This window comes from Streptomyces sp. NPDC002817 (assembly GCF_053592055.1).
Genome location: NZ_JBSFUY010000030.1, coordinates 90,157 through 102,707, shown reverse-complemented (window position 1 = coordinate 102,707; position 12,551 = coordinate 90,157). Strand labels below are relative to the sequence as shown.

Sequence of the window (12,551 nt, the reverse complement as noted above, 5' to 3'; positions counted from 1 at the left end):
CGCTGAAGGGGCCCAAGGGGGCGGGTCTGGCTTACCACGCCGTCCGGCACGCTGGCTGAGCGTGGTGCGCACGACTGCTGTGGCCGTTCGGTGCCTTACCGAAGGGATAGCGTGGCGAGGGGGCTCCCTCTGCTTGTCGGTCAGCAGGCGCATGCGCCTGCTCGTGGTCACCGAGGTTGGTAGGCGGTGGCCAGCACGGACACGGTGACCTGATCGGGCACGAAGCTGTCATCGTCGAGGTCTGCTCGGCTCACGTGGCGTGCGCTCGGCGTCATCGCTACCAGGTCCAGGGCATTGAGCCTGGTCAGGGTTGCGGGGTACTCCACGTGTTCGGTGACGGCGGCCTCGAAGAAGGGGTCCAGTGCCCGGTGCAGGCGTTGTTCCTTGGCCGGGTCGATCGTGACCATCGCAGGCCATCGGCCGCGTAGCTCGGCCAGGTGCTGCCCGGTGGGACGGACCACGATCAGTCGGCCGGTTGGGCGCAGCACGCGGTGGAACTCGGCCGGGTTGCGCGGGGCGAACACGTTCAGCACAGTATCGGCCGCCCCGTCGACCAGGGGAAGGGGGCGGAAGACGTCCCAGGCCACCGCGGCGCCTCGTTGGTGGGCTCGGGCTGCCGAGCGCAGTGCGCGTACCGATGTGTCCAGGCCCAGACCGCGGGCACCGGGCAACTGGTCGAGTACGCCGGCCAGGTAGTAGCCCGTGCCGCACCCTACGTCCACGACCGTTGCCTGCTTCGAGACGGCGTCGGCCGCCAGGCGGGCTCCGATGTCGCGGATGGGGGCGTAGGTGCCGGTGGACAGGAATCGGTCCCGGGCCTGGACCATGGCTGCGTCGTCGCCGCTGGTGGCGCGGGTGCCTGTGAGCAGGCCGGCGTAGCCGTGGCGGGCGATATCGAAGGCGTGGCCCACCGGGCATCGCAGTGCGCCGCGGTCTGGGCGCAGGGGGCGCGTGCGGCACGTTGGGCAACGCAGCAGGTCGAGGGACAGCTCGAGGGCAGGGGGCAGCGACACGGGCACGAGGCACTCCTGGCAAGGGTGAAGGGAAGAGTCCGTGCCTGTACGCGCGCTCAGAGAGGCACTGCCTGAGGAAGGAGCGGGCAGCGGTGGGAACGTGGCTCACGCAGCAGGCACGCTAAGGAGGGCGACGCCGTCCGGCATCGCCCTCAGCGCCTTCCGATCACAGGAAGCAGCAGTGCGGGGTGCTCATGAATGCCACATCATGAGTCTACGAGAATCGGTGAAGCCCCTCATGCCCCACCGAAGTTGGGAGACACGCCCTGGTCCACCGCGTCGAGCAGCGAGTCCACCAGTTCGGCATGACGCTGACGTTCCACACCCCGTGACGGGCTGGACAGCACGATGCTCATCGCCTCGCCCAAGGCGGTGGGGCCCGCGCCGAGCAGCTCGCGCGTGACAAGGGTCGCGTCCATCACGCTCACCCCGCGGTCCCTCAGCAGCCGCTGCACCGCGTCCATCCCCGCAGGCGAGCCAAGCAACGGCCCGCACTCCGTGACGAGAGCGGAGATCCGCTCCACGCGAGCTGGATCAAGCGTCATCGGCTTCTCACCCTTCGGTTTGCTGGGGCCAAAAAACACCCTGGCCGAAACCCGCCCCGAGAATCGGGCCAAATCAGGTTGACGCAGGGGTGGATGAGACTGACCAAGCCGCGTCCTCCTGCGCGACGCGTAAAGCTCTCCCGTCGCCCCGCCGGGCATGACAGAGTGTCATGTGTTCGCTAGTGCGATCGAAGGGGGAGTAGGGGTGGCTGCGCCGTTACAGCTGACACGGACGCACCGGGTACTGATTGGCGTAGTGGCGTTCGGTGCTGTCGCAATTGCCGGTATCGGTTTCGCGGGCTCGTACGCGGCCGTTCGCGAGCTGGCGCTTGAGAAGGGCTTCGGGCACTTCAGTTACGTCTTCCCGATCGGCATCGACGCGGGTATCTGTGTCCTGCTGGCCCTGGACCTTCTCCTGACGTGGATCCGGATCCCGTTCCCGCTGCTGCGTCAGACGGCCTGGCTTCTGACGGCGGCGACGATCGCGTTCAACGGTGCGGCCGCGTGGCCGGATCCGCTCGGCGTGGGCATGCACGCGGTGATCCCGATCCTGTTCGTGGTCTCGGTCGAGGCCGCCCGCCATGCGATCGGCCGGATCGCCGACATCACCGCGGACAAGCACATGGAGGGTGTCCGCCTGACCCGCTGGCTCCTGTCCCCGGGGCCGACGTTCCTGTTGTGGCGGCGTATGAAGCTGTGGGAGCTGCGCTCCTACGAGCAGGTGATCAAGTTGGAGCAGGAGCGCCTGGTGTACCAGGCCAGTCTCCGGTCCCGGTTCGGCCGCGCCTGGCGCCGCAAGGCACCCGTCGAAGCGCTGATGCCGCTGCGGTTGGCCCGGTACGGTGTCCCGCTCGCCGAGACGGCTCCCGCCGGTCTCGCGGCCGCCGGGATCACCGAGCCACCGATCGCATTCACCTTCGCTGCCGAGCGCGCATCAGTCCCAACGCCCGCTGAGGAGCCTGCACTCGAGCCCGCTACCAGGGCCGAGGCGGAACCGGCCCCACTGAGCAGTCAGGCCACAGGCGCGACGGGCCAGGCCCCGCTCGTGGCGGCGGAACAAACTCCTGAGGAAGCGCAGACGGACAAAGCAGAGGGCCTTGCCGCGGCCTACCAGGCCTGGATCGCGAGGTTCAAGACCGAACCCACCGCGACCCAGTTCGCGTACTGGCTTCAAGACCATGGCATCACCACCGCCGCGGGCGGACTTCTCACCGACACCCAGCTGCAGCCCCTGCTGCAGGTTCTTGCCCAACGCCACGGTCCGACACCGCAGCCCATGACCGCGGAGCAGCAGGGAGACGACGAACTGTCCTGGTACGACTACTTTTACAACTCGTGGTTTGCGTTTGCGCAGGAACACGGCGCCTACCCGGATGCCGGCGCCCTGGCCGCGTACGTCTACGAGCGGGATCAGATCGCCGGCCCCGGTGGCCGCCCCCTCACGGGCGCCGACCTTCAGGCCTTTGTCGAGGACTTCCAGCAGCGCGAGGTCGCCGCGTCGGCCCCGCACGTCGAAGGCCCAGCCGACGACTTGCGTGAGCGGCGCGCCGACGAGCTGGCGTCGGGCGACGAGGAGACGACGGAGTCCGCGTCGGCCGGAGCGGGTGCACAGGCGGCCACGGACCGGCGGGGCCCTCGGGTGAGCGCCGCTATCGATGGTCCTCCGCCCCATGAGGACCCGTCAGCCGGGGAAGTAGCCGGGCTCACCACTGTTGACCGCTACTACCTGGCTTGGGCGGAGCTCCAGGCGCAGCGCAGTGAAGAACCTGCGTCGTCGACGGTGGAGGCGCAGGAGCTGTCCGTCTACCTCGCCGAGGAGAAGGGATTGCGCGGACGAGGCGGCAAGCCGGTCAGCGCCGGCAATCTGCGCCGCTACCTGCTGCCGTTCCGGATCTACCACCTGTGGGCCGAGCAGCGGATCCGCAGCCAGACGCCCTCTCTGGAAGCCGTTGCACGGGAGTGTGCTGCGCACGGGATCAATGCGCAGCACAACAGGCCCATCAGCGCCGCCTACATCGCCGACCAGGTCGACGACTTCGAACGGCGCTGGCAGGCCCTCACCCGCCACCCCGCGCAGACCCAGCAGTAGCAGCCGGCCAGTTGGTCATCTCGGCCGCCTCTGTCGGGACCGCACCATGGAGTTCCGCGCCTGCCCGGCACAGCTGCCACTGGACTGGATCTATCGGTCGTGGGGCGGTTCGCTGAGTGCGTGGACGAGTCGATTGACGACTTCACCGGCAGTGAAGTCCCATCCGGTCAGGCGCTGTCCGCTCCAGTTGATCCCTACCCGCAAGCCGTCCCTGGCGAGATCCGGCAAAGCCGCTGTTCGCCAATGATCCAGCGGCATGGAGACTGCACGGAATTGAGGCCCCCACAGCTGAGCGGCTCGCTGTGCGCGGGTCTGTGACGACCAGTAGGGAAAAGCGGGGTGCCCGGAGGCGGAGATCGGGGCGGGACTGCCGTCGTCGTCTCGAACCCACCACACGGTGCGAGTCCGGGCGACCTCGCGAAAGAAGGCCGCTGCCTGAGCCCCGCTGGTGCTCACTCACATCCTCCTGGACCGTCCGAACATGAGGACCGGTTGATCATTGTGCAGCTGAGGCGGCTGTGCATCGATCCGGACAGCGAGGTGGCGGACTGGCTGCGGTCGATCGCGAGCGATCTCGGCGGTCGTCTTGCCGCGCGGTTGTGCCGCTGCATGCGGCTGGCTGCGCAGTTCCCGGTGTCGTGGAAGGGTACGTGATCCGGGGGGGACGGGCCCAGGAGGGCGTTGTCCGGCCGCGCATCGTTCGACCTCCCCGCATCCGCATTCTCGCCCCTGCCTGTGGCGCGGTGCGATCGACGGCTGGACCGGGCCGGGCTCACTCGCACAGCTGCCGGCCGCGCAACGTCTTCTTGCCGTCGGTGCGGACCGGGCGGACGTTGTGCGCATGGTCCGAGCCGTTCGTTCCGTGTACGTGTTGGAGGAGTTACCGATCCGGAAGACCTTTGCTGGCCGCCACAGCTGTTCGGTGAGGCGTTCGGCGTCATCCTGGAGCGCCTCGGTGAGCATGGCGTGGCGGTCGGCGCGTTGGGCGACACGGTGCCGGGTGGCTTCCTCGGTCACCGTGACGTCGAAGACGAGGCCTTCCTCGGCGCAGATCAGGGAGACGGTGCGCTGGGAACGGCGGGTGAGGCGGGCGATCTCGTTGCGGCCGTGGCCCTCGCCGTGCAGGCGGATGATGTCGGCTCGCTCGGCGTCGGTGACCAGTCCGCCCGTGCTGAAGTTCGGCTGGCCCATGGTCACCACCTCCCTGCGGGCGTACGAAGGCCCGGCCACGCACAGGCGCGAGCCGGGCCAGTTCAGCGACGAGTCAGTAGTTCCCGTTGGAAAGGAGCTCCCCGCCCTTGTCGTACACGGTCACCAGACCGTTCTCCGACTCGTAGCAGGACGCGAACGCCGACGCGATCAGCTTGCCCTTCGAGGCGTTGGGGCCGACCAGACCACCGGTGTAGTCAGTGAACACCTCAGCCGAGTCCAGGATGTCGTTCTTCTTGTCGGCGCCCGTGACCTTCGTGACGTGCCCGATGACGTCCTTCTCACTCGCGGTGCCGGACTTGGCAACGCAGTCCTTGAACTGCTCGGCCTGGCTCTTGTCCTCGGCCGGCGCCTTCTCGTCGGCGGCGTCCTCTGCGGCCTTGGGCTTGTCCGACGTCGCGGCAACGGCCTTGTCCTTGTTGCTGTTGTCGGCGGAGCCGTCTTCCCCGCCGCCAGCGACGGCGCCGATGACGATGAGGCCGATAAACACGGCGCCGGTGATTCCGAGGGCTTTGCCGATCTTGCGCTTCCGCGGCGGCTGGGGCGGGGGAGCGCCCCAACCGGGCTGTTGCGGATAGCCGTAGCCAGGCTGTGTCGGCTGCTGTGGTGCCCCGTGTCCCGGCTGTTGCGGGTACTGCTGACTCATGTGCCCCCTTGCGCAGTTTGCGTGGGGAGCGAATCTAGCGGCGTGTGGGACTCGTGAAGGTGAAGTGACGTTCCTGTGACACGAACGAGTGCCTGTTGCCACTCCTTCTGGGCGTGCCGGAACTGGCCTCAGGATGCGGCAGGATCGCGCGGAAGGCAACTACAGATGTAGTCAGTCACGCCACTGCTAGGGCTCCTCAGGCTCGCGCCGCCGACGGTTCCACCAGGGAACCCCGAACAACCAGACGGCAAAACCAGCGCCAGCTGCCAAAGCGATACCGACGACGACTGAGGCGAGGACAATCGCCGGGCCGTAGTCGCCGCGCTCCCAGGGTTCGGTGACGGCGGTTCCAATGAGGCAGATGGCGCCGAACCCGGCGATGACTCCGTAGAAGCCGCCAACGCCGCCTTGCTTGGCCATGTCTCTCCTGGTCGGCTTGTCGAGCCGTCGGCCCTCCGTCGTGGAGGCAGTGTGCCCAAGTTGCGGCGCTAGGCGGGGCTTCATGGGCGAACCCGGCAGTAGCGCCACTCCGCATCCTCGTGCGGTGGCGCCCCGAACATCCGCAGCACGTACCGGGCGCCTCCGATCTCCATCTGACCCGGAGGCCGGCCGAACTTGCTGGGCCCCGCCACCACTTCCCGGCCGTCAGCTGGGCCACCTTCACCGCCGAGTCGCATCACGTGCTGATCAACGGCAGGCGTTGCATGCGGTCACGCGATGGCCCCGCCCAACCGGCAGGGCCTCACCACGACAGCAGCGCTAGTCGCGCAGGCCTTGCACCATCTTGAGCTTGTCGAACTGCCCATCCTTGTCCGTCCACCCCAGACCATCGATCGCCTTGGCCATCAGCAGCACGGTGTAGTCGTCCTCCGAGAGCGGCCCGCACCCCTCAGGCCGGCCCTTGCCGCCCGCCTTGGTCTTCTCTTCCAGGGTGTCGGACGCGTCCTTGGCCACGCTCGCGTACCCCGAACGGACCATGTCGGCGAGCGTCTTGTCGAGGGCGTCGACCCGCTCCTCGGCTTCGCTGACGGTCGGCTTGTCCGCGGAATCGCCCCCGGTCCGTTCTGTGAGCGCGGTGGCGCAGTCCTCGGCCTTCTCCTCGTCCGACTTCGAGCAGCCGACAGCTCCGACGGCGAGTAGGACGGCGGTGAGCAGGATGGTGGTGTGGCGCATGGTCCCCCCAAGGACGAGTCGTGCGGCGGATCGTAGCTGCCGGCACCGAGGGCGAGGGCCGGGACAGGCGAAGACCCGTCAGACGGGGTGTCGGCGGGTCTTCCTCAGGGGCGGACCGCAGCTCGTGGGATCAGTCGTTGTCCGGGGTCTCTGCCACTGTGAGGTTCGGCCGGTACTTACGGATCCGACCGATCCGCTCCTCGGCGAAGTAGGCTGCGAAGCTGTCCCGCTACCTCGCCGACGAGAAGGGCCTGCGCGGCCGCGGCGGCAAACCGGTCAGCGCCAGCAACCTGCGCCGCTACCTCCTGCCGTTCCGGATCTACCACCTGTGGGCCGAGCAACAGGTACGCAGCCAGACACCCTCTCTGGACGCCGTTGCGCAGGAGTGCGCTGCACAGGGGATCACGGCGCAGCACAACAGGCCCATCACCACCGCCTACCTCGCCGACCAGATCGACGACTTCGAACGGCGCTGGCAGGCCCTCACCCGCCACCATGCACAGAACCAGCAGTGAAACCGGCCCTTGCGCAGCAGCTACGCAAGGGCCGATCCCGTCCACCCCTCCAGGCTGCGCAATTGGAAGAAGTACCAGGTCAGATGGCGATTGCGCAGCTCGGATCGAACTGCGCAGTGCGCACGGAACCTGCGCACCGCGCAACGGACCCGGAAGGAACCATGCGTGTCCTTCTCATTGCCACCGACGACACCGTCACAGAACTCGACCTCCCGGAGTCTGCTGCGCACTGTGCGATCCGTGACCACGTCGGATCGGCAGACACGGTCGACCAGGGCCTCTACCACCCGCGCGCCCTGCTCCACGTCCATGGCGACGGAACAGCGACCGGCCTCGATGGAAACCTCACCGCCTGGGCCCTGGCGAGCGCCTGGCGCGGCATGCCCTTGTACCCGTTCCGCGGCCACGTGGTCGTCACCGGCCGGACGCCGGACGGGGAAACGAGCGCCCTGGACGACACACTCGCCGGACACGTACACGCCGTCGCCCAGACCGTAGACGCGGGCGGCTGGCAGGCACGGCCGCCCGCATCGAAGGAAGCGGGCGTGCGCGAGCTGCTCGCCTACGTCGCCCGTGACGTCGACACCGACCGGTAGAGCGCCCGGCGTCTCCCGCGCACGTGCCTAAGACTTGTCCCGCAGCTGGTCAGGGTGACCAACAGCCCCATGGCAATGGGGTCGGATCAGATTTCGCGGAGCCCCAATCACATGGCTGATCGCCGAACAGTTTCCCGCCACTCGGCCATTACATCGTGGGACTCATCCATGGCGGGATCGCGACTTCCGCCGGGTGCGTAGGCAGGGGACAGGTCGGTGCGGAGCGGCACATGAGCGCAGTACCAGGCCCGCTTTGCGCCTGCCTGCTCCGCCTCCGTGCCGGTCCGTAGATAGTCGAGCAGTGCGGTCATGACTCGGCGCCGCCCGAAGACGTAGACCGCTGGTTCGACGAACCAGCGACAGAAGCTGGGGTCCGGGTCGTAGACGGCAGCGGCCAGCAACGGGGCGAAGAACTCTTCGGGCAGGTGGGTGCGTTCGAGCAGTGGCTTGCGCACCGCATGGGCCAGGTGCCGTGCGCGGCGTGCTTCCGGCACGTCGGCCGCGTTCCCAAGATCCATCAGCCGCGCCACCTCGGTGGCGCATGACAGGAACGAGCGTGCAGCTGGCTTCTTGTGCTCTTCGTCGGCCATGGCGGCATTCTGGACCGGCTCAGGCCGAGAAGGTACAGGGCGTTGGTTGCCCTTCTCCGAGTGAAACGATCATGTTGTGGCTGGTGTGATCACGGCGTCGGTGCCGTCCTGGATAGAGCCCTTTACCGGGCTGAGCTCGCGCTGCTTTGGGAAGTTGGTTGCATCGGTGCGACGCGAGCAAGCCTCGGATCAGCAGCGCGGCCGGCCCTGGAGCCTGCCGCTGGAGGACCGTGTCCTGATGGTGACGGCGTATTGGCGCACGAACTTGACGATGCGACAGCTTGCCCTGTTGTTCGGGATCTCCAAGTCGGCCGCTGACCGGATCATCGACCACAATGGTCCGATGCTGGCGCTCCAGCAGCGGAAGAAGTTCCGCAAGGACACCGTGCTCATCGTCGACGGCACCCTCGTGCCCACCCGCGACCACTCGGTGGCCGAGCAGTCGAGAAACTACCGCTATTCCACTGTCCACCAGGTCGTCATCGACGCTGACACCCGGCGGGTCGTCGTGGTCGGTCGGCCCTTGCAGGGAAACCGGCACGACTCCCGCGGCTGGGAGGAGTCCGGGGCCAAGGCTGCCGTCGGCACCACAACGTCTGTCGCCGACGGCGGCTACCAGGGCACCGGTCTGGTCATTCCGCACCGCCGCCGTAAGGGCCAGGAGCTCCCGGCCTGGAAGGAGAAGCACAATCGCTCCCACAAACAGGTTCGCGCCCGCGTCGAGCACACCTTTGCCCGGACGAAGGGCTGGAAGATCCTCCGTGACTGCCGCCTCAAAGGCGACGGCGTGCACCACGCCATGCTCGGTATCGCTCGACTGCACAACCTCACCTTCGGCGGGTAGCCGAGCAGCCCGCACGCCGACCACCCGAGAGCGGTGGACCCGCCCAAATCGGACAGGGGCATGTATCGGTCGTGTGCGGCTCCGCCTCCCACCAGGTACGGGGCGCTTGAGCGGGGCCACCGCAAGCCGCCCTTGAACGTCCGACCTGAGCCTGGGGGGTGTGAGTCGGCTGCCCGCTCAGCTCGACGTCCTCGTCCTCACCCACCTCCCGGGCCTGGACCACACGGCCGCCGCAAACATCGAGTACCTGTCAGGAAATCGACGGGGACTCGTGGACGATCGATCTTTGTGACTCATGGTTCCCAATAGAAACAACAGTCACAGGAGAAACACGGAACGACTTCTGGTGGATATTTACACCCTACGGCTAAGCTGATCCAGCATCAGAGGGGGAGTCATGTCGGGTGTGGAAGTCATGGCGGGGCGGGTCGCCGTGCAGGCCATCAAGCCGGTATTCGATCGGCTCTACGGCTACTTGGCACAACGAGGGATCGCCAAAGGCGATCTGTATCTCAGCTACAAACGCAGCATGGAAAAAGCTCAGCAGAAACCAGCAAAACTTCTCGGCACGCTGGAGGATCTTCCCGAGGGAATAGCGCTGAGCGTCGTCAAAGATTTCTTGGAAACCCCCACAGTCAGGGCCATAACTCAACAACTGGTCGCCGTCGAAGTACTCCAAGACGACCAGGCGCACCGAAAGCTGAACTTCGCCCTGCGCAGCGAGTTCCGTTCGAGCTTCCCTGACCCGGAAATAAAGCTTCCCGTGAAGAATCAGTACGCCGAGATCCTTTTCACGGTACTGGATTCCCATGCGAGAGAGGCGGCTGGGGTTCTGGTCAGCAAGTCCAAGGCGCCGGAGCAGGTTTTGCAGTGGGCCCAGCATACCCTAATGAAGGCCACGTTGGAATCCATTGAGAAATACGTCTCCCTGCTCAATGCTCCGGGCCGTATCGACATCGAGACCCGCCGACAGTTGATAGAAACCTACACCGCAGCCTTCAACGGTTTCCATGAAAAGGTCGTACTTCCGGACCTCAAGAGCAGAACGACCGTACATTATGCCGACCTGTACGTAGAACCATCCCTGGAACAGGCTCAGCGCAACGACGCGTCGACTTTTTCGACGAGCCAGATGCTCGGCAGGATCGACAGAACGGTGATTCTGGGGGACCCGGGAGCAGGGAAATCAACCACCACGGGCATTCTGGCCCTGCGGCTACTCAAAGAACGTAAAAGGGTCCCGTTCTATATCGTGATGAAAGAGCTCGACATCTCACGAACGGGGTTCTCCGTCATCGCTGCCGTCGAGAAGATGCTCGATGAGAGATACAACACCCCACTGCCTAGGAGACTTCTGGAAGAGCTTCTTCTCGACGGCTCCGCAGTCCTGTTTTTCGACGGACTCGACGAGCTTCTCAATCCCCGGAACCGCAGGCTCGCCGCAGAGGTCATCGAATCGGTCAGCAATCTCTACCCGCTCGCCACCATAGTCGTCACGTCTCGGCGTGTCGGTTACGATGCCGCTCGACTGCAAGGGGCCATGTTCCAGGTCTACAAACTACATCCGTTCACGGAACCACAGGTCAGACAGTATGTGCGCAACTGGTTCTCTCTCAGCGGGGAACTCGATCCGCACAGAGTGCTCACCGCCGTGGAGCACTTCATGGGGCAGAGCAGCACGATCCCAGACCTCCGCAGTAACCCATTGATGCTCGCATTCATGTGTGTCCTGTACCGAGGCCTCGGCTACAAATACATCCCTCACAGCAGACCAGAGCTCTATAGCAAATGTGCGGATCTGCTTCTCGGTGAATGGGACATGCATCGTGGCGTAATAGATGACCTGGTCGACCTCGGCGCAGTGAAGATCGTGCTGTCAGAGCTGGCCTATCCGGTTCTGACCGATCAGGCGTATCGGTCCGGCTTCACCATCGAGGACGTGCACGAGCTCCTGGACCGGTATCTGGTTCAGGACCGGGGGATGGACCTGCCACAGGCCAGAGCGACCGTCGACGAGATGCTGGAGGTGTGCCGCGGCCGCGCATGGATCTTCACGGACGTCGGCACCGACGGCAGGGGAAGGGAGTACTTCAACTTCACCCACCAGAGCTTCCGCGAGTACTTTTCCGCCTGGTTCCTAAATCGCAACCACGAAACCCCCGAGGCCCTGGCCGACATCCTCTTCCCTTACATCTGTGCGGGCCAGTGGGAGATCCTGGCCCAAATCAGTATGAGCATCTGTGACCTCAACACCCGCAATGGTGGCAGCAGAGTCGTGCGAAGGATGCTGAGCCGGCTCACTCAACTCCCCCGCGCCACCCAGTCCAACGCACTGGACGTACTCGTGAGATGCGTGGACGTCGTTGAACTCCAGCAAGACGTTCTCGAATCCCTCGTCCACCGCATCGTGATGGAGGCCGTCTCCGCTAGCACCCCACAAACGCCCCAGACCCTGGTCCAGATCCTCGCACCCTCCTTCCGGCACGAAGCGAAAGTCCCGCGGTCGCTCGAGGCCACCCTGCGCAGTTCTCTCCAAGAGAGTTCGGGGAACGCCTTCCTTGAGCTCCTCTGGATCGCCACACACCTGGAGGACCTGGCTCCATCCGACTGCGTCCCGAGCACCCGGGCAAGGCTGGAGGAAGCGGCGGACAACCTCGCCGGAGGCTGGGAGCAACCCCTGCGTTCCCTCGAACCAGCTGCCCTGGCGCATGAATTGGGTCTGCGCCGAGGGCTTCACGGAGGAAATGCGGCGGTCACCTCAAGGCTTCTGCGGCCCCTCTACACGAGGCACTTCACCAACGTGAGCGCCGAGAGCCGCCTCGGTCCGAGCTTCTCCGCCCTCTGGCTCATCAGATCGATGGCCGCGAACCGGCGGAAGGGCCAGCCGGGCCCCGGGCGGGCCGCACGTATCCTGGGCGAACTGGGCGACGCCCGAACCTTCGGCGCCCCGCTGCAGAACCTTGATCGTCCGTGGCTGTGGGACAGCCTCGAACGCGAGGCCCAATTCCTGGTCCTCACCAACGACACCGTGGAGCGTGCGTTGCGCTCCAGCACCGGCCACCGCCAGGAAGTCCGTTCGGGACTCGCCCTCCTCGTCCTCGGCATCCTCGACGCCTTCGACGTATTCCGGGAATCCTCGCAGTACGACCAGCAGTCGACCGACCACTTGACGAAACGGCTGCGCCAGGTCCACGAGTTGCTACTCACGTACAGCGGCGGTCTGGCGCGCAGGGACCGGGACCTCATCGCCAACGTCGGATCGGGTATGTACGGCGGTGACCATATCTGGAAGGCCCGCCCGGTCGACGAGTACGACCTGGGCGGCTCCTGA

11 protein-coding genes and 1 pseudogene are annotated in these 12,551 nt (G+C 66.0%); 5 read left to right on the top strand and 7 right to left on the bottom strand.

Going from position 1 to position 12,551, the window contains the following annotated elements; translation table 11 throughout:
* Positions 1-167 precede the first annotated feature (167 nt).
* Positions 168-1,019: a methyltransferase domain-containing protein gene (locus ACWD3I_RS38295; protein ID WP_365403569.1), complete on the bottom strand. Its 852-nt coding sequence runs from the start codon at positions 1,017-1,019 to the stop codon at positions 168-170.
* 230 nt (positions 1,020-1,249) lie between these two features.
* Positions 1,250-1,558: a hypothetical protein gene (locus ACWD3I_RS38290; RefSeq protein WP_365403566.1), complete on the bottom strand. Its 309-nt coding sequence runs from the start codon at positions 1,556-1,558 to the stop codon at positions 1,250-1,252.
* A gap of 205 nt (positions 1,559-1,763) precedes the next feature.
* Between ACWD3I_RS38290 and ACWD3I_RS38285 the strand changes: the two are divergent.
* A pseudogene (locus ACWD3I_RS38285) lies at positions 1,764-2,600 on the top strand (DUF2637 domain-containing protein); the annotation flags it as partial.
* 1,137 nt (positions 2,601-3,737) lie between these two features.
* Here the strand turns inward: ACWD3I_RS38285 and ACWD3I_RS38280 are convergent.
* A complete protein-coding gene (locus ACWD3I_RS38280) occupies positions 3,738-4,103 on the bottom strand; it encodes a DUF2750 domain-containing protein (RefSeq protein ID WP_365403563.1) in 366 nt (121 codons plus the stop codon).
* A gap of 36 nt (positions 4,104-4,139) precedes the next feature.
* On the opposite strand from ACWD3I_RS38280, the gene ACWD3I_RS38275 reads away from it, so the two are divergent.
* Positions 4,140-4,301: a hypothetical protein gene (locus ACWD3I_RS38275; protein WP_365403560.1), complete on the top strand. Its 162-nt coding sequence runs from the start codon at positions 4,140-4,142 to the stop codon at positions 4,299-4,301.
* A gap of 610 nt (positions 4,302-4,911) precedes the next feature.
* Here ACWD3I_RS38275 and ACWD3I_RS38270 read toward each other — a convergent pair.
* The 3 genes from ACWD3I_RS38270 to ACWD3I_RS38260 form a co-directional block, all read right to left on the bottom strand.
* On the bottom strand, positions 4,912-5,502 hold the full coding sequence (locus ACWD3I_RS38270; protein ID WP_365403557.1) for a hypothetical protein: 591 nt from the start codon (positions 5,500-5,502) through the stop codon (positions 4,912-4,914).
* A 186-nt stretch (positions 5,503-5,688) separates the two neighbouring features.
* Positions 5,689-5,922, bottom strand: coding sequence for a LapA family protein (locus tag ACWD3I_RS38265; protein ID WP_365403554.1), 234 nt, complete (start codon positions 5,920-5,922; stop codon positions 5,689-5,691).
* Positions 5,923-6,261: 339 nt separating this feature from the next.
* Entirely contained in the window at positions 6,262-6,675 is a 414-nt protein-coding gene (locus ACWD3I_RS38260; RefSeq protein ID WP_365403551.1) for a hypothetical protein, read from the bottom strand.
* Positions 6,676-7,351: 676 nt separating this feature from the next.
* On the opposite strand from ACWD3I_RS38260, the gene ACWD3I_RS38255 reads away from it, so the two are divergent.
* Entirely contained in the window at positions 7,352-7,786 is a 435-nt protein-coding gene (locus ACWD3I_RS38255) for a hypothetical protein (RefSeq protein ID WP_365403548.1), read from the top strand.
* Between the two features lie 107 nt (positions 7,787-7,893).
* Here ACWD3I_RS38255 and ACWD3I_RS38250 read toward each other — a convergent pair whose 3' ends face one another.
* The gene (locus tag ACWD3I_RS38250) at positions 7,894-8,376 is read right to left on the bottom strand and encodes a hypothetical protein (protein ID WP_365403545.1); all 483 of its coding nucleotides are present in this window, start codon (positions 8,374-8,376) and stop codon (positions 7,894-7,896) included.
* Positions 8,377-8,452: 76 nt separating this feature from the next.
* Between ACWD3I_RS38250 and ACWD3I_RS38245 the strand changes: the two genes are divergently transcribed.
* Positions 8,453-9,220: a transposase gene (locus tag ACWD3I_RS38245; protein WP_365403542.1), complete on the top strand. Its 768-nt coding sequence runs from the start codon at positions 8,453-8,455 to the stop codon at positions 9,218-9,220.
* 397 nt (positions 9,221-9,617) lie between these two features.
* On the top strand, positions 9,618-12,551 hold the full coding sequence (locus tag ACWD3I_RS38240; RefSeq protein ID WP_365403539.1) for an NACHT domain-containing protein: 2,934 nt from the start codon (positions 9,618-9,620) through the stop codon (positions 12,549-12,551).